This is a genomic window from Micromonospora sp. NPDC049201, from assembly GCF_055586805.1.
In genome coordinates this window covers 475,710-491,537 of record NZ_JBVJHM010000004.1, presented here as the reverse complement: position 1 = coordinate 491,537, position 15,828 = coordinate 475,710, and the positions used below count along the sequence as shown (strand labels likewise).

Here is a 15,828-nt window from a genome sequence, read left to right as displayed (position 1 = left end):
CGGAACCCGCATGGCGACCGTCGTGGAACGCGAGCGCAAATTCTCCGGCGACGAGGGTTTCCGGCTGCCCGACCTGACCGGGTGCGGTGGCGTCGTGACGATGTCCGACGCCACCGCCTCGGAGCTGGACGCCGTCTACTGGGACACCGACGACCTGCGGCTGCTGCGGAGCGCCCACGCGCTGCGGCGGCGTACCGGCGGGCACGACGCGGGCTGGCACCTCAAGGTGGGCGCGGTCGGTGGAGCCCGGGTCGAGCACCAGTTCCCGGCCGGGGCGGCCGACGCCGGCCCACCGGCCGAGCTGGTCGCGTTGATCCGGGGCGCGTCCCGGGGTCGGCCGGTGGCCCCGGCGGCCCGGGTCGTCAACCACCGCCGGGAGCGACGACTGTTGGACGCCGACGGGCGCGTGCTGGCCGAGGTGGCCGAGGACGACGTCCGGTCCGAGGACCTGGTCGACGGCACCGCCCGGACCTGGCACGAGATCGAGGTCGAGCTGGTCGACGGCGAGGAGGAGCTGCTCGACGCGGTTTCCGCCCGGCTGGCCGAGGCCGGTGCCCGGGAGGTGCCGGTCAGCAAGTCCCACCGCGCGGTCGCCGGGCGGCTCGCCCGGTTCGACGACCGGGCGCCCACCGGCCCGGCCGAGCCGGTCGTGAGGTACGCCCGGAAGCAGCGGGACGCGATCGTCGGCAACCACGCGGCGGCGTACCAGGGGGACGCGGACGCGGTGCACGACATGCGCGTCGCGATCCGCCGGCTGCGGGCCACGCTGCGCACGTTCCGCGGCCTGTGGGACCGGCAGGAGAGCGAGGCGGTCCGGGGCGAGCTGCGGCAGCTCGGCGGCGACCTGGGCGGGGTCCGCGACGTCCAGGTGCTGACCGCCCGACTCGCCGCGGCGGTGCACGAGCTGCCCGACGAGCTGGTGCTCGGCCCGGTCGCCGCGCGGCTCGGGGAGCGGTTCGCCGCCGACCTGGCCGAGTCGACCACCGCCCTGCGCGCGGCGCTGGACGCGGACCGTTATCCCGACCTGCTGGCTCGTCTGGACCGGCTGCTCGACGGCCCGACCGGCGAGGTGAACCGCCGCTGGGTGGACCGCCGGGTACGCCGGGCGGTGCGCCGCGCCGACGAGCGGCTGGACCGGGCGCTGGCCGACCGGGGACCGGCCGGGGACACCGCCCTGCACGAGGCGCGCAGGAAGTACAAGGCGGCCCGGTACGCGGTGGAGGTCCGGGTGCCCGACGCCGGCAAGCCGGCCGCCCGCCGCCTGGTGAAGCGGCTCAAGGCGCTCCAGAACCTGCTCGGTACGCACCAGGACTCGGTGGTGACCCGGGAGGCACTGCGCCGGCACGCGCTGCGGGCGTACGCCGAGGGTGAGAACACGTTCACCTACGGCCTGCTGCACGCGCGGCAGGCCGAGGCCGCCGGGCACGACCTGCCGGCGGTGCTCCGCGCGCGGAACCGGGCCCGTCAGCACAAGGTGCGCCGCTGGCTGAGCCACTGAGCTACTGAGCTACTGAGCCACTGGACCAGATCGGGTCCGGTGGGCCGCCGGCTGAGGTGTCCTCCTGCGCGCCCTTTCGAGCTGATAGCAGGAACGACTCAGGCCCGGACGGCCATGCCGCCGGCCAGGGGTGCGGCCCGACCAGGGCGACGGCGCCGGCTCCCGGCGGTCCTCGCGGCTCCCGGCGGTCCTCGCGGCTCCCGGCAGTCCGTCCCGACTACCGGCGGTCCTTCGCCGCTACCGATCGTCGGGGAGCAGGCAGCGACAACGCCGCACCGGCGTTGACGCGAGGCGCGGTGAGTCGTTTCTGCTATCAGCTCGAAAGGGCCCGCAGGAGGACCCGTCGGGGTCTCGGGGCAGGGCGGCGACCCCTAGAGCGCGGCGCGGGTGCGGGTTATCGCGTCGGCGGCGGCGGCCAGGACCGGGGCCGGTGGGGCGGCCAGGGCCAGGTCGGCGGCGACCACCCGGAGCTGGTCGGGCAGGGCCAGGTCGCTGGGCAGCCGGGGCACCTCGCGGCGCGGCTCACCGGCGGCGTCGGCGGCCAGGTTGGCGAGTTCCTGGACCAGCTTGTGCACCAGGTCGGCCCGGGACACGTTGCCACCCCCGGCCGGCGCCGACCAGCGCGGCTGCTGCCAGTGCCCGACCTGTCGGACCAGCAGGGCCACCGCCCGGTCCAGTTCCGCTTCGCTCATCACCGCCGAGTCTACGGACGACGCCCGCCGCCGCGGGATGCGGCAGGCGGGCGTCGACGGGCGGGCGGGACGGTCAGTCGTCGCCCTGGAAGTAGCTGAGCAGCCGCAGGATCTCGATGTAGAGCCAGACCAGCCCGACCACGATGCCGAACGCGGCCGTCCAGGCGTAGCGCTGCGGGAGCCCCATCCGGACCCCCTCCTCGATCTGGGCGAAGTTGAGCACGAAGCTCAGCGACGCCACCACGATGCAGACCAGGCTGAAGCCGATGGCGAGCGGGCTGCCGTCCCGCAGGTGCGTGTTGACGCCGAACAGCGACAGCACCAGGTTGACCAGCATCACCCCGAACAGACCGGCGATGATCGCCACCATGATCCGGGCGAACTTCGGGGTGGCCCGGATGATCCGCGCCTTGTAGATCATCGCCATCAGGAAGAAGACGCCGAAGCTGGCCGCCACCGCCTGGAGCACGATGCCGTCGTAGAGCGAGTCGAACGCCTTGCTGACCATGCCGACGAAGACGCCCTCGACGATCGAGTACGCCACCACGAGCGCCGGGTTCGCCATCCGGGAGAACGAGATGATCAGGCCGAGCACCAAGCCGACCACGGCGGCGCCGATCCAGGCGACGCCGACCAGGGCGTCCGGCACGAGCACCCAGGCCGCAGCGGCCGAGGCGCCCAGGATGGCGAGCATGAGGACCGTCTTGACGACCACGTCGTCGAGGGTCATCGGGGTCACCGCGGGCGGGGCCACCGGCTGGCCGTAGCCGCTCGGGTAGTGCTGCTGCGGCGGGTACTGCTGGGGGTATCCGGGCTGACCGTACGGCCCGGGCTGGGCGTACCCGGTCGCCCGCTCACGCTCGGCCGCCTGGCCGAGCCGGGCGAGCACCGGGTTCGAGGTCTTCACTTCTCAGGCCTCCCTCAGGGGGTCGTTCGCACGTAGACGTGCACCTCCCAGCGTAGACGCGGCGACAAGACCCTGCGCGGCGTCAAGCTGTGGGAAAGCTGAGAGTTCCGTGCCCGGGGCGGGGGTCGAACCCGCACGCCTTTCGGCAGCCGCTTTTAAGGCGGCCGTGTCTGCCGTTCCACCACCCGGGCGGGTGACACCGCCGCGCCGACACGCGCGGTGCAGATCTCACCGTAGCGGCTGCGCCGCGTCGCGGCGTACCCCGTGGGGGGCGGCCGATAGGGTCGGGGCCGTGACCAGCGCCGCCCGCGCGGCCCCCGGGCCCGACCGCGACCAGGCGGTCCGCCCCGCACCGGCGACCACCGCGGCGCGGGTCGGCCGGGTCCGGGCCGTCGCTCGCCGGCACCGCGCGGACCTGCTGGTCGGGCTGCTGTTCGTGGCGTTCGCCGGCGGCCTCACCCACGGCCTGTGGCCGACGCCGGGCGCCCGGATGCTCGCCCTCAACCCGGCCGACCAGACGCTCTACGAATGGTTCCTGGCGCTCGACGCGCGGGCCCTGCGCGGTGACTTCAGCCTGGTTACCGACCGGCTCAACGCGCCGGACGGGGTCAACCTGATGGCCAACACCTCGGTCGTCGCGCTCGGGGTGCTGCTCGCACCGGTCACCCTGGCGTTCGGTGCGCCGGCCACCTTCGCCCTGCTCGTCGCCGGCAACCTGGCCGGCACGGCGGTCGCCTGGTATCTGCTGTTCACCCGGACGCTGCGGGCCCACCGGCTCGCCGCCGGGCTCGGCGCGGCGCTCTGCGGCTTCGGGCCGGGCATGGTCTCGCAGAGCAACGGTCACCTGCACATGACCGCGCAGTGGCTGGTCCCGGTGCTGGTCTGGCTGGTGGTACGGCTGCTGCGCGCCGCCGACCCGGCCGGTCGCCCGGACGGCCCGGACCGCCGCCGGATGATCTCCTCGGCGGTCGGGCTGGCCGGCACCGCCGTCGTCCAGGTCTTCGTCGGCGAGGAGGTGCTCTTCCTCACCGCGCTCACGCTGGCGGTGCTGGCCGTCGCGTACGGGCTGGCCGACCGGGAGCTGCCGCGTCGGGCGCTGCCCGGCTTCGCCGGCGGGCTGCTCGGCGCCGCCGGGCTCGCGCTGGTGGTGCTGGCGTACCCGCTCCGGCTCCAGTTCGCCGGCCCGCAGGGCGTCGCCGACGGGATCTTCCCGCCCGCCTACTTCTCCGCCGACCTGACCGGCTGGACCCGGCTCTCCGCGCTGACCGTGCTCGGCAGCCCGGAGGCGGTCCGGCTGACCACCGGCCCGGCGGAGTTCACCACGTTCCTGGGCTGGCCGCTGCTGCTGGTGACGGCCGGCTGCGCGGTCTGGCTGGGCCGGCGCGCGCTGGTGCGCGCCCTGGTCGCCGGGGCGCTGGTGCTGGCCGCGTTCTCGCTCGGCCCCGAGGTGGTGGCCGGCGGCGAACGGACCGGCGTGCCCGGCCCGTACGCGCTGCTGGCCGGGCTGCCGGTGGTGGACGGCGCGCTGCCCACCCGGTTCGCGCTGGCGGTGCTGCCGCTGGTCGGCACCGTACTCACGCTCGCCGTGCACCGGGCGCTGCACGAGCCGGGTCCGGCGCGCCGGCTGGTGCCGCTGGCGGTCGGCGCGGCCCTGCTCAGCGTCTTCCCGACGCCGCTGCCCACGATCGACCGGCCGCCGCTGCCCACGTTCGTCACCGGCGGCCACTGGCGGCAGTGCGTCCGCCCCGGCGGGGTGCTGGTGCCGGTGCCCACGGCCACCCCGCAGCACCCCGGGCCGATGCGGTGGGCCACCGCCACCGGCGTCGGGTTCGGCATGCCGGAGGGGTTCTTCATCGGCCCGTACGGTCCCGGCGGCTCGGCCACCATGGGCACCTGGCAGCGTCCCACCTCGGCGCTGCTGGCCGACGTGGCCCGGCGGGGCGTCGCGCCGGCGATCGGTGACCGGCAGCGCCGTCAGGCGGCCCGGGACGTCGACGCCTGGGGCGCGTCGTGCGTGGCGCTGACCGACGACGCCCCGCACGCGGAGCTGCTGCGCCGCACGCTGGAGGCGCTCTTCGGGCCGGGCCTCCGGGTCGCCGACGCCTGGACCTGGCGGTTCTGACCCGGGTACGACGAAGGGCCCCTCCCGTGCGGGAAGGGCCCTTCGGGACGAACGTCAGACGCGCGCGCCGACCGGCGGGGCGGACGCCTCGGCGAACTCCTCACGCGGGTCGTGGAGCTGACCCAACGCGACCACCTCACGCTTGAGGAAGAACGCCAGCGACCAGTCCACCACCACCCGGACCTTGCGGTTGAACGACGGGATCCGCGACATGTGGTACGTCCGGTGCATGAACCACGCCGGCCAGCCGGTCATCTTCACGCCGTAGACCTGCGCCACGCCCTTGTGCAGGCCGAGGCTGGCCACGCTGCCGACGTGCTTGTGCTTGTAGTCGACCGGTTCGCGCCCGCGGACCACGTTGACGATGTTGTCGGCCATCCGGGCGGCCTGCCGCACCGCGTGCTGCGCGCTGGGCGAGCAGAAGTTGCCCGGCTCCTTGGTCAGGTCCGGCACGGCGGCGCAGTCACCGGCGCTCCACGCGCCCTCGACGACCCGGTCGCCATCCACGACCTGGAGCGTCGGCCGACAGGTCACCCGGCGACGCTCGTCGCGCGGGAGGTCGGTGGCGTCCAGCATCGGCGACGGCTTCACGCCGGCCGTCCACACGATGGTGTCGGACGGGAAGCTGTCACCGTCGGAGAGCTTGACCACCCCGTCGACGCAGGACTCCAGTCGGGTGTCCAGCCGGATGTCCATGTTCCGCTTCAGGAGCTGCTGCACCGTGTAGGCGCCCATGTCCCGATCGACCTCGGGCAGCACCCGCTGGGTCGCCTCGACCAGCACCCAGCGCATCTCCTCCGGCTTCAGCTCCGGGTAGTAGCGCAGCGCGTCGCGGGCCATGTCCTCCATCTCGGCGAGCGCCTCGATGCCGGCGTAACCGCCGCCCACGAACGTGAACGTCAACGCGCGACGACGGACCTCCGGGTCGGTCGTGGCGGCCGCCACGTCCAGCCGGTCCAGCACGTGGTTGCGCAGGAAGATGGCCTCGCCGATGGTCTTGAACCCGATGCCGTTCTCGTGCAGGCCCGGGATCGGCAGGGTGCGGGAGACCGAGCCGGGGGCGACCACCACGTGGTCGTACGGGATCTCCCGGGTCGGGCCGCTGATCGGCTGCACCACGGCGGTCTTGCGGTCGTGGTCGATCCGGGTGACCGTGCCGGCCACCACCGTGCACTTGCGCAACTCCCGCCGCAGCGGCACCACAGCGTGCCGCGGGGAGATGTTGCCGGCCGAAGCCTCCGGGAGGAACGGCTGGTACGTCATGTGGGGCTGCGGGTCGACGACGACCACCTCGGCCTCACGCGAGCTCAGCTTCTTCGACAGACGCAGAGCGGCGTACAGGCCGACGTGCCCGGCACCCACGACAAGGATCCGCTTCGGATTCACGTCATCCATCTTTCCCCGGGCGGCTCCGGTAATACCGCGCGAGACCCCCTTCTGTGACGGAGCACAACCCGTGTGACCTGCGCAACGTCCCGCCGCGTCCCGTCATCTGCGACGCAGCAGCCACCCCAGCAACGCGCTCAGCCCCACCGCGACCAGCAGTCCCACCACGGTCGCCACCTGCGTCCCGTCGGTCCCGCCGACCCCACCGAGCCAGGCCAGCACGACGCCGAGCACGGCGCTGCCCAGCACCACGCCACCGGCCCGGGCCAGCCACCGCAGCACCAGGTCCGGGTCGAGCAACCCGTCGTAGGGCAGCAGCGCGGCCAGCGCGCAGAGCGTGTGCGCCAGGTAGAGCAGCGTCGCCACGGCGAGCAGCCGCCACAGCGCCGGCGGCCGGTCGTAGCCGAGCATGGCCAGCAGCCAGCCGCCGACCGTCACCAGCGCGGCGAACGTCGGCCAGAGCCGGCGCGGCGCGACCGCCGGCAGCACCGCGGCCACCGCCAGGGCCAGCAGCGACCGCGGGGCCAGCATCTGCACCGGGTACGCCAGCAGGAAGCCCGCGAACACGACCAGGAAGATGCCGACGCGCACCAGCAGCGGCAGCGGGCTGACCCGGGCCACCTTGTACCGCACCGCCCGCACCCGTTCCACGAGCCCGCCCGCCAGGTCACTCACCGCAGCCCCACCCTCGGCGCCATGGCCAGGCGGGACACGTCGCGCAGCACCTCGTCCAGGCTGCCCGCGCCGGCCCAGCGCACCACCGGCACGCCGTGCTCGCGAAGCTGCCCGATCATCGTGTCCCGGTCCAGCCGCCACAGCCGGTACGCCACCTCGGCCCAGCCCCGATCCTTCGGCACCGGCAGCTCCGCCGGCAGCGTGTCCACCGCCACCACGAACCGCCCGCCCCGGGCCAGCCGGGCCAGCATCTGCGCCGAGCGCTCGTCCAGCAGCGGGGTGAGCACCACCACCAGCGCGTCCGAGGAGAGCACCTGCGGGCCGAAAACCTGGTCGTACGGCTCGTGCGGGGACGACTCGGCGTGCACGTCGAGCAGCCACTCCAGCACGGTCAGGTACTGCCGGCGCCCGGTCGCCGGACGCAGTCGCCGGGCGGCCGGACCGTACTCCAGCAGCGCCACCCGGTCACCCCGGTGCAGGTAGTGCTCGGCGATCGCGGCGGCGGCCCGGACCGTGGTGTCGAGCACCGACGCCGGCCCGCGTACGCCGCCGGAGCGGCCCGCCTCGGCGAGCACGTCCAGCAGCACCACCACCTCGGCGTCCCGGTCGGAGAGGGTGGCCGCGACGTGCAGTTGGCGGGCCCGCAGCGACACCCGCCAGTCGATGCGGCGCAGCCGGTCCCCGGGCGCGAAGACGCGTACGCCGGCCAGTTCGCCGCCCTCCCCCGGCCGCCGTGACCGGTGCGCGCCGACCAGCCCGGCGGCCCGGGGCATCGCCTCGACCGCGTCGAACGGCTCGGTGCGCGGGTAGACCCGGGCGCGGATCGGGGCGGTGATCACCGCCCGGGAGACCAGCAGCCCGTCGGCGGCGGCGACCCGGACGCCGGCCGGGCCGAACGGGTGCCGGCCCCACCGCAGCGCGGTGCCGGTCAGCTCCAGGTCGACGGCGCTGCCCCGGGGCACCGACGTGACGAACGGCCGGTCCGCGCCGCCGGAGCGGCTCACGTCCAGCTCCGCACCGCCGAAGCCGACCTTCTCCACCCGCAGCCAGGGCGACATCCGGGTCCGGACCACCGCCAGGTCGTAGCCGATCAGGTCCGGGTTGGCCACCGCCACCGTGGTGGCCATCGGCGACCCTTCGACCAGGTGCGTGTCCGCGACGCTCAGCTCCAGCTCGGGCTGGGTGGCCGGGCGGCGGCGCAACCCGTACGCGGTGCCCAGCGCGAACGGCGTGGCCAGCACCACCAGGTCGATCCGGCCGAGCAGCACGGCCGCGACGAGCAGCACGCCGGTGAGCAGCACGGCCCGGCCGAGCGCCCAGGTGGGCGCCCAGCCGTTCGCCGGCTCGGCCCGCTCGTCCATCAGCGCCCGGCGGCGTAGCTGGGCAGCGCGCCGCTGGCCGGGGCGGGCGTCGACTCGAGCACCTCGCCGACCACGAACGCCGGGTCGACCCGGCGCAACCACATCTCCGGACGCAGCGTGATGCGGTGCGCCAGCGCGGGCGCCGCCACCGCCTTGACGTCCTCCGGCACCACGTAGTCCCGGTTGGCGAGCACGGCCCGCACCCGGGACAGCAACAGCAACGCCAGCGAGCCGCGCGGCGACGCGCCGACCAGCACGGACGGGTGCTCGCGGGTGGCCGCGGTGAGCGCCACGATGTACCGGCCGATCGAGTCCTCGACCACCACGTCCTCCAGCGCGGCCTGCATGGCGCGCAGCGTGGCGGCGTCCACCACCGGCGTGATCTCGGCCTCCTCGCGCCGCCGGGCGATGCGGCGGCGCAGCACGTCCCACTCCTCGTCGTGGTTCGGGTAGCCGAACGAGACGCGCAGCAGGAACCGGTCGAGTTGCGCCTCGGGCAGCGGGTAGGTGCCCTCGTACTCGATCGGGTTGGCGGTGGCCAGCACGTGGAACGGCTCGTCCAGCCGGTAGGTCACGCCCTCCACCGAGACCTGCTTCTCCTGCATCGCCTCCAGCAGCGCCGACTGGGTCTTCGGCGGCGTCCGGTTGATCTCGTCGGCGAGCAGCAGGTTGGTGAAGAGCGGCCCGGCCCGGAACGAGAAGTCGCCGCTGCTCTGGTCGTACAGGAACGAGCCGGTGACGTCGGCGGGAAGCAGGTCCGGGGTGAACTGGAGCCGGCGGAAGTCCAGCCCGAGCGCCTGTGCGAAGCACCGCGCGGTGAGCGTCTTGCCCAGGCCGGGCAGGTCCTCCAGCAGCACGTGGCCGCCGGCCAGGATGCCGGCCAGCACCAGCTCCAGCGCCTCGCGCTTGCCGACCACGACGGTGCCGACCGCGTCCAGGACGGTCCGGGCGAGCCGGCCCACCTCGGCGGGAGGCATGCTCCGGTCCTCGTTCATCAGATCTTCTCCAGTTCGGCGACGATCGCCGCGAGGTCGCGCGGCGTCGGGGGGCGGCGGGCGGGGGTGCCGAGGAACGTCCACAGCGGCTCGCCCAGCAGGGCGCGGGCGCGCGGCGGGTCGGACTCGCGGGTGACGCCGTGCCGCTGGCGCAGCCGCTCGTCGGCCAGCTCGCCGAGGCGGGGCAGCACCCGCTCGGTGAACCGCTCCCGGTTGTCGGTGCACCAGTCGAGCGGTCGTTCCCAGCCGTTGATGGCGGTCCGCAGCGCGTCCCGGGCGGACCAGTTCCAGGTGCCGGACTCCTCGCCGCCGGAGGACCGCAGCCCGGCGCGCGGCGGCGGCGGGGGCGAGAGCGCGGCGGTGACCCGGCGCACGGCGAGCACCGCGAGCACACCCGCCACGATGATCCAGAGCGGCACCCGCAGGCCGACCGCGCGGAGACCGACCACGATCACCACGACGGCGGCGGCGGTGACCAGCACGATCCGCAGCAACCACCGGGCCCGGCCGCCCGCCGGTCGTTCGGCGGCGGAGCCGGTGGGCTCCTCACCGGAGCCGAGCAGGTCGTCGATGCTGGTGCTCACGGAGCGCCGACCTCCCCCGCCGCCACCCCGGTCAGCTCGCCGCGCAGCCGGCGCAGCGCCGCCCGGGCCTGGTCGCGGGTGCGTTCGTCGACCGGGTGGGTGGCGTAGCGGGCCTCCCGGTAGACGTGCGCGAACCCGTCCAGCACGTCGGCGCTGGCGATCGCCGGGGTGCCCGCCTCGGGGTCGCCGCGCAGCAGCCGGCTGACCAGGTCGGTGGGTGTGTCGCCGGTCCTCCGGGGCACCCCGGTGTCCTCGGCGGCCTCCTCCAGCCGGACCCAGCAGGCGATCACCGCGGTACGCGGGTCGGTGGCGCGGTCGTCCAACTCCTCCAGCCCGGCGTCCAGGGCGGCCACCACCTCGCGGGCGGTCCCCTCGGCGGTACGCCGGGTGCGCCGCACCGGCACCGCGCGGGTGGTCCGGCGCAGCGCGCCGCGGAGCACGCTCCAGAGCAGGTAGCCGACGACGACCAGCACGATCGTGAGGAGCAGCGCCACCGCGGCGGTGCCCAGCCAGTCGGGCACCCCACCCTCGGAGGGCACGCCCGCCTCCCGGGGTTCGACCGGGATCGACGGCGGCGCCTCGGACGGATAGTCCGGGACGTACGGGACGTTGTCCACGGGCGGGATCCGGCTGGCCCCGATCGCGGAGTGGCCGGCGGCGAAGGCGGCGACCGCGAGCAGCACCGCGACCGCCGCGACCGGCCACCACCTGCGCAGCACGCCGAAGTCCATTCCCCCGCCTCAGGTGTGTTCCTCAGTCCACCCCGGACAGTTGCTTGGCCTGGGTGAACACGTCGTCCAACATCGCCGGCGTGAGCCGGCCGGTGAACGTGTTCTGCTGGCTGACGTGATAGCAGCCGAGCAACGCCGGCACGGACTCGCCGGACCAGTGTGCCCCATGACCGAACACGGGTCGCGGTGTGGGCGGGCGCTGTCCGTACACCTGGCGGAGCACCGGCCACCACGCGGCCCAGGCGAACGCGCCCAGCGCGACCACCACGCGCAGCGTGGGGCGGATCAGTTCGACCTCGCGGTGCACCCACGGCGCGCAGGTGTCCCGCTCGGCCGGGGTGGGCTTGTTGTCCGGCGGGGCGCAGCGCACCGCCGAGAAGATGCGGGTCTCCCGGAGCGTCAGGCCGTCGTCGGCGGCGACGCTCGTCGGCTGGTTGGCCAGCCCGGCCCGGTGCAGCGCGGCGAAGAGCACGTCACCGGAGCGGTCCCCGGTGAAGAGCCGGCCGGTGCGGTTGCCGCCGTGCGCGGCGGGCGCCAGGCCGAGGATCGCGATCCGCGCGTCCGGCGGCCCGAGCCCCGGCACCGGCCGCCCCCAGTAGTCCTGGTCGCGGAACGCGGCCCGCTTGACCCGGGCCACCTCCTCGCGCCACGCCACCAGCCGCGGGCAGGCGAAGCAGTCACTGACCGCGCCGTCGAGGTCGGTCAGGTCGGTCGCCCGCGCCGCGCGGGCGACCACCTCCCCCGGGGTACGCGACTCAGCCAAGCTTCGCCCGGAACAGTTCCAGGGTGCGGGCCCAGGCGGTGGCGGCGGCCCGCTGGTCGAACTGCTCCGGCCGGTCCTCGTTGAAGAACGCGTGCGCGGTGCCCGGGTAGTCGAACGTCTGGCAGGTGCCGCCGGCGGCCTCGATGGACCGGCGTACGCCCTGCACCCCGTCGGCGGCGGAGAGACCGTCCGCCTCGGAACAGTGGACGAGCGCGGCTTTGCCGGCGTAGCCGGACCAGTCGGCGACCATGCCCTCCCAGGGCAGGCGCGGGTAGAACGCGGTGGTGGCGACGATCCGCTCGGAGGTCGTACCGGCCCACAGGGCGAGGCTGGCGCCCGCGCAGAACCCGGCGCAGCCCACCTTGCCGGCCACCTCGGGGCGGCTCGCCAGGTATTCGGCGGCGGCCGAGATGTCGGTGGCCGCCTCGTCCATCTGGCTGCTGTTCAGCATCTGCCGGGGCTCGGTCGGCTTGACGGCGGGACCGCCGTGCCGGAAGTCGGGCGCGAGGGCGACGAAACCGGCCTCGGCGAAGCGGTCGACCACGGCCCGGACGTGGGGCACCAGGCCCCACCAGTCCTGGATGACGATGACCGCCGGGCTGGCCGCACCGCCGGAGGGTATCGCGAGATACCCCTCGCTCGTCCCCCCGTTGCCGGTGAAGCTCACCATCTCGCCCATGGGCCCGTCCTCCTAGCGGTCAGTCACCGTTGGCTGGTCGCACAGTTGGCTGTTACGTGCCGGTAGCGTGCCACGCCGTCACCGGCCCGGGGAAGACGGAAGAACAGTGGCATTCACCTCCTGTTTGAACCGCCAAGGGGGTTTAGCGATTGCTAAACTCGCCGCGTGGTGGCTGGTGAGTGGGACGTCTACCTCGTCGACGAGGTGAGGCAATGGATCGACACCTTGGATCAACACCTCCATGCCCGGGTCATCCAGGCGATCGACTTACTCGCGGAAGTCGGTCCAGGGCTCGGGCGACCGCTCGTCGACACCATCCACGGTTCGTCCATGGCCAACTTGAAGGAGCTCCGACCGGGAAGCGTACGTATCCTCTTTGCGTTCGATCCATGGCGTTCGAGCATCCTTCTGGTCGCCGGCGACAAGTCGGGCCAGTGGAACAGGTGGTACCAGGAGGCCATTCCGACGGCCGAGCACCGTTACGAGCTCTATCTCAAGGATCGGGCACGAGAGGAGGAGGGGAGGGCATGAGCGACTACACCCGGTGGCAGGACATCCGCACCGCTCACGTCACCCGAGCCGGCGGCGAAGAGGCAGTCGAGGCGGGCAAGCAGCAACTCCTCGCCGAGGTTATCGGTCACCGGCTCGCCGAGGTGCGTCGCGCCCGAGGACTGACCCAGCAACAGGTGGCGGACCGCATGGGCGTCACGAAGGGGCGGGTCTCCCAGATCGAGCAGGGAAAGATCTCCGGCCAGGAGGTGGTTGCCCGGTTCGCCGCCGCGCTGGGCGGCCGACTGCACCAGGCAATCTACTTCGACGACGGCGACATCGCCGCCATCGCCTGAGCCGGTCGTCCTCACCGCCACCCGGGCGGCGGTGAGGACGACGGCGACAGATCAGTTGGCCGGAGCCGGCGCTCCAGATTCCGCGGTCGCGCCGGTGGCAGACGCGGTCGGCAGGGCCGTAGCCGCCGATCCCGGCGTCGCGCTCGCGGTCGGCTCGGGCGTGCCGGAAGCCGTGGGCGAGGCCGTGTCGGTGGCCGTGGGCGGGGCGGCGGGTGCCGGCGTCACGGCCGGTGCGCCGAACGGGGCCAGCTCCGGACAGTACGGATAGGCGTTGCGGGGCGCGGGCACCGCGCCGGACGAGTCCAGGCAGTTCGGCAGGCCGAGCCGGATCGGCACGCCGTTCTGGTCGAAGAGCTGGGCGTCGCGGATGAGCCGACCCTGCTGGTCGTAGACGAAGACGTCCTCGATCCGGTCGTACCGGTGGTCGACCGACGTCTGCTCGTAGCTGCTGTAGACGTCGGTGTCGGCGCGCTGGTCCACCTCGGCCAGCACGGCGAAGGAGAACAACAGCAACGCGGCGGTGGCGATCTGGTGCAGTTGCCGACGCCACCCGGTGATCCCGGCGGAGCGGCGACCCCACCACATCGACACGACGATCGCGCCCAGGAGCAGCAGCAACCCGGCGGAGCTGTTCCCGTTCACCCGGGGCACCAGGCCGGAATCACCGTCCACCATTGCCGCCAGGAGCAGGGCGGCCAGCCAGCCGCGTACCAGCCACCAGGCCGGTCGCAGCGGGCGCAGGAAGTCGGTGACCGTCTCGTGCCCGAGCAACGGGCCGAGCTGGCTGTCCATCAGGCGCAACTGAGTGACCGCCTGCTCCCGCACCTCGGCCAGGCGGTGGAAGCGCGCCGGTCGCTGCCCCTCCCCGGCGCCGGCGGCGGCGCGCAGCTCGGCCGCGTACGCCTCCGGTGCGCCGAGCCGGTCGACGAGCGTGCCGTCGCCCTCGGCGGCCACCTCGGCGAGGTGCTCCGGAAGGTCCTCGGTCAACTCGTCGCGGAGCGTCGGCGGCAGGTCGGCGAGCGCGGCCCGCACCCGGTCGACGTAGTCCGTGATCTCCTGCCCAGTGACGGTCATGCCGCCATCCCCCGATCGTCGAGCAGTGCGTCCATGGTGGCGGCGAACGAGCGCCAGGTCTTGCCGGAGCGGGTGAGCTGGTCCCGCCCGGCGGCGTTCAACGCGTAGTACTTGCGGTGCGGTCCGGACTCGCTGGGCACCACGTAGGTGGTGAGCAGGCCGGCGCTGAAGAGCCGGCGCAACGTGCCGTAGACCGAGGCGTCGCCGACCTCGGTGAGGCCGGCCTCACGCAGCCGCCGCAGGATGTCGTAGCCGTAGCCGTCGGAGTCCCTGAGCACGGCGAGCACCGCCAGGTCGAGGACACCCTTGAGAAGCTGCGTCGTATCCACGCTCCGCACACTAGTGCGCAATGCACAGTACCGTCAACAACGACACCCCCTCTCCCCCTCCCCCTCCCCCTCCCGCTTCGTTGATCAAGGAGTTTGCGTCGGGACTCGCCGCGAACGCCGACGCGAACTCCTTGATCAACGAAGCGGAGGGCGGGCGGCCGGGAGGGCGGGGGCGGGAGGGCGGGCGGCCGGGAGGGCGGGGGCGGGAGGGCGGGCGGCCGGGAGGGCGGGGGCGGGAGGCGGGGGGCTAGGCGAGGCTCCAGGCGATGCCGTCGAGGATGTCGTGCTCCGAGGCGACCACCGAGGACATGCCGGCCCGCTCCATGATCACGCGTAGCACCAGCGCGCCGGCGCCGATCACGTCCGCCCGGCCGGGGTGCATCACCGGCTCCGCCAGCCGCTGTTCCCGGGTGGCGCCGAGCAGGTAGGCGGTCACCTCGGCGACCCGCGCGTACGGGACCCGGGCGTGGTGGATGCGGCTCGGGTCGTACTCCCGGAGCCCTTCGGCCAGGGCGACCACGGTGGTGACCGAACCGGCGAGCCCGACCAGCGTGGCGGCCTCCCGGCCGGGGACGGCGGCCAGCGCCCGGTCCACCGCCGCCGCGATGTCCGCCTCGGCGGCGGCGATCTCGGCCGGCGTGGGCGGATCGCCGGGCAGGTGCCGCTCGGTCATCCGGACGCAGCCGATGTCCACCGAGATCGCCCCGCGCACGCCGTCGGCGCGGGTGCCGACCACGAACTCGGTCGAGCCACCGCCGATGTCGACCACCAGGTACGGCGGTTCGGCGTCGGCGGGCAGCCCGCGCACCGCGCCGGTGAACGACAGCCGGGCCTCCTCGTCGCCGGTCACCACCTCCGGCGGTACGCCGAGCGTCCGCTCGACCATTGCGCGGAAGTCGTCGGCGTTGGAGGCGTCGCGCGACGCCGAGGTGGCGCACATGCGCACCCGCTCGACGCCGGTCTTCTCGATCTCCGCCGCGTAGTCGGCGAGCGCCACCCGGGTCCGCTCGATCGCCTCGGGCGCCAGCGTGCCCGTCCGGTCGACGCCCTGCCCCAGCCGCACGATCTCCATCCGCCGGCTGACGTCGGTCAGCGGCGCCGCCGCCCCGGCGGAGGGATCCGGCAGGTCCGCGATCAGCAGTCGGATCGAGTTGGTCCCGCAGTCGATGGCCCCCACGCGCACGCTC

General features: G+C 74.2%; 17 protein-coding genes and 1 tRNA gene. 4 read left to right on the top strand and 14 right to left on the bottom strand.

What is annotated here, in order from left to right; genetic code table 11:
- Nucleotides 1–10 precede the first annotated feature (10 nt).
- A complete protein-coding gene (locus tag ACZ6O5_RS12285; protein ID WP_465976582.1) occupies nt 11–1,498 on the top strand; it encodes a CYTH and CHAD domain-containing protein in 1,488 nt (495 codons plus the stop codon).
- A 371-nt stretch (nt 1,499–1,869) separates the two neighbouring features.
- On the opposite strand, the gene ACZ6O5_RS12280 is transcribed toward ACZ6O5_RS12285, so the two are convergent.
- The 3 genes from ACZ6O5_RS12280 to ACZ6O5_RS12270 form a co-directional block, all read right to left on the bottom strand.
- Nucleotides 1,870–2,190 (bottom strand): hypothetical protein, encoded by a 321-nt coding sequence (locus tag ACZ6O5_RS12280; RefSeq protein ID WP_465976580.1) that lies wholly within the window; start codon nt 2,188–2,190, stop codon nt 1,870–1,872.
- A 73-nt stretch (nt 2,191–2,263) separates the two neighbouring features.
- Entirely contained in the window at nt 2,264–3,097 is an 834-nt protein-coding gene (locus ACZ6O5_RS12275; protein ID WP_281944166.1) for a Bax inhibitor-1/YccA family protein, read from the bottom strand.
- 110 nt (nt 3,098–3,207) lie between these two features.
- A tRNA-Leu gene (locus ACZ6O5_RS12270) sits at nt 3,208–3,288 on the bottom strand.
- Between the two features lie 101 nt (nt 3,289–3,389).
- On the opposite strand from ACZ6O5_RS12270, the gene ACZ6O5_RS12265 reads away from it, so the two are divergent.
- On the top strand, nt 3,390–5,219 hold the full coding sequence (locus ACZ6O5_RS12265) for a hypothetical protein (protein WP_465976578.1): 1,830 nt from the start codon (nt 3,390–3,392) through the stop codon (nt 5,217–5,219).
- A 54-nt stretch (nt 5,220–5,273) separates the two neighbouring features.
- On the opposite strand, the gene ACZ6O5_RS12260 is transcribed toward ACZ6O5_RS12265, so the two are convergent.
- From ACZ6O5_RS12260 to ACZ6O5_RS12225, 8 genes are all read right to left on the bottom strand, one after another.
- Nucleotides 5,274–6,605 (bottom strand): NAD(P)/FAD-dependent oxidoreductase, encoded by a 1,332-nt coding sequence (locus tag ACZ6O5_RS12260; RefSeq protein WP_465976576.1) that lies wholly within the window; start codon nt 6,603–6,605, stop codon nt 5,274–5,276.
- Between the two features lie 102 nt (nt 6,606–6,707).
- Nucleotides 6,708–7,271, bottom strand: a complete 564-nt coding sequence (locus ACZ6O5_RS12255; protein ID WP_465976725.1) for a hypothetical protein — start codon at nt 7,269–7,271, stop codon at nt 6,708–6,710.
- Between the two features lie 5 nt (nt 7,272–7,276).
- Nucleotides 7,277–8,641 carry a DUF58 domain-containing protein gene (locus tag ACZ6O5_RS12250; RefSeq protein WP_465976574.1) on the bottom strand — a complete coding sequence of 455 codons (1,365 nt, stop codon included), beginning with the start codon at nt 8,639–8,641 and terminating at the stop codon, nt 7,277–7,279.
- Nucleotides 8,641–9,636, bottom strand: a complete 996-nt coding sequence (locus tag ACZ6O5_RS12245) for an AAA family ATPase (protein ID WP_405092448.1) — start codon at nt 9,634–9,636, stop codon at nt 8,641–8,643. Before ACZ6O5_RS12245 ends, ACZ6O5_RS12250 begins: the two co-directional genes overlap by 1 nt.
- Nucleotides 9,636–10,220, bottom strand: a complete 585-nt coding sequence (locus tag ACZ6O5_RS12240) for a hypothetical protein (RefSeq protein ID WP_465976572.1) — start codon at nt 10,218–10,220, stop codon at nt 9,636–9,638. The genes ACZ6O5_RS12245 and ACZ6O5_RS12240 overlap by 1 nt, the downstream gene beginning before the upstream one ends.
- Nucleotides 10,217–10,951 (bottom strand): DUF4129 domain-containing protein, encoded by a 735-nt coding sequence (locus tag ACZ6O5_RS12235; protein WP_465976570.1) that lies wholly within the window; start codon nt 10,949–10,951, stop codon nt 10,217–10,219. The genes ACZ6O5_RS12240 and ACZ6O5_RS12235 overlap by 4 nt, the downstream gene beginning before the upstream one ends.
- A gap of 22 nt (nt 10,952–10,973) precedes the next feature.
- Nucleotides 10,974–11,687: a uracil-DNA glycosylase gene (locus ACZ6O5_RS12230; RefSeq protein WP_465976723.1), complete on the bottom strand. Its 714-nt coding sequence runs from the start codon at nt 11,685–11,687 to the stop codon at nt 10,974–10,976.
- 19 nt (nt 11,688–11,706) lie between these two features.
- The gene (locus tag ACZ6O5_RS12225; RefSeq protein ID WP_465976568.1) at nt 11,707–12,393 is read right to left on the bottom strand and encodes a dienelactone hydrolase family protein; all 687 of its coding nucleotides are present in this window, start codon (nt 12,391–12,393) and stop codon (nt 11,707–11,709) included.
- Between the two features lie 165 nt (nt 12,394–12,558).
- Between ACZ6O5_RS12225 and ACZ6O5_RS12220 the strand changes: the two genes are divergently transcribed.
- A complete protein-coding gene (locus ACZ6O5_RS12220; RefSeq protein WP_465976566.1) occupies nt 12,559–12,924 on the top strand; it encodes a type II toxin-antitoxin system RelE/ParE family toxin in 366 nt (121 codons plus the stop codon).
- Entirely contained in the window at nt 12,921–13,238 is a 318-nt protein-coding gene (locus tag ACZ6O5_RS12215; RefSeq protein WP_396773106.1) for a helix-turn-helix domain-containing protein, read from the top strand. Before ACZ6O5_RS12220 ends, ACZ6O5_RS12215 begins: the two co-directional genes overlap by 4 nt.
- Before the next feature lie 51 nt (nt 13,239–13,289).
- Here the strand turns inward: ACZ6O5_RS12215 and ACZ6O5_RS12210 are convergent, their stop codons facing one another.
- The 3 genes from ACZ6O5_RS12210 to ACZ6O5_RS12200 all read right to left on the bottom strand — a co-directional run bounded on the left by ACZ6O5_RS12210 (nt 13,290) and on the right by ACZ6O5_RS12200 (nt 15,818).
- A complete protein-coding gene (locus ACZ6O5_RS12210) occupies nt 13,290–14,312 on the bottom strand; it encodes an HAAS signaling domain-containing protein (protein WP_465976564.1) in 1,023 nt (340 codons plus the stop codon).
- Entirely contained in the window at nt 14,309–14,641 is a 333-nt protein-coding gene (locus tag ACZ6O5_RS12205) for a PadR family transcriptional regulator (RefSeq protein WP_465976562.1), read from the bottom strand. Before ACZ6O5_RS12205 ends, ACZ6O5_RS12210 begins: the two co-directional genes overlap by 4 nt.
- A 247-nt stretch (nt 14,642–14,888) precedes the next feature.
- Nucleotides 14,889–15,818, bottom strand: a complete 930-nt coding sequence (locus ACZ6O5_RS12200) for a Ppx/GppA phosphatase family protein (RefSeq protein ID WP_465976721.1) — start codon at nt 15,816–15,818, stop codon at nt 14,889–14,891.
- Nucleotides 15,819–15,828: the final 10 nt, after the last annotated feature.

Coding starts and splice junctions, on each gene's coding strand:
- ACZ6O5_RS12280 (WP_465976580.1), bottom strand. CDS start 2,190: ATGAGCGAAGCGGAACTGGACCGGGCGGTGGCCCTGCTGGTCCGACAG.
- ACZ6O5_RS12215 (WP_396773106.1), top strand. CDS start 12,921: ATGAGCGACTACACCCGGTGGCAGGACATCCGCACCGCTCACGTCACC.
- ACZ6O5_RS12250 (WP_465976574.1), bottom strand. CDS start 8,641: ATGGACGAGCGGGCCGAGCCGGCGAACGGCTGGGCGCCCACCTGGGCG.
- ACZ6O5_RS12235 (WP_465976570.1), bottom strand. CDS start 10,951: ATGGACTTCGGCGTGCTGCGCAGGTGGTGGCCGGTCGCGGCGGTCGCG.
- ACZ6O5_RS12210 (WP_465976564.1), bottom strand. CDS start 14,312: ATGACCGTCACTGGGCAGGAGATCACGGACTACGTCGACCGGGTGCGG.
- ACZ6O5_RS12225 (WP_465976568.1), bottom strand. CDS start 12,393: ATGGGCGAGATGGTGAGCTTCACCGGCAACGGGGGGACGAGCGAGGGG.
- ACZ6O5_RS12245 (WP_405092448.1), bottom strand. CDS start 9,636: ATGAACGAGGACCGGAGCATGCCTCCCGCCGAGGTGGGCCGGCTCGCC.
- ACZ6O5_RS12285 (WP_465976582.1), top strand. CDS start 11: ATGGCGACCGTCGTGGAACGCGAGCGCAAATTCTCCGGCGACGAGGGT.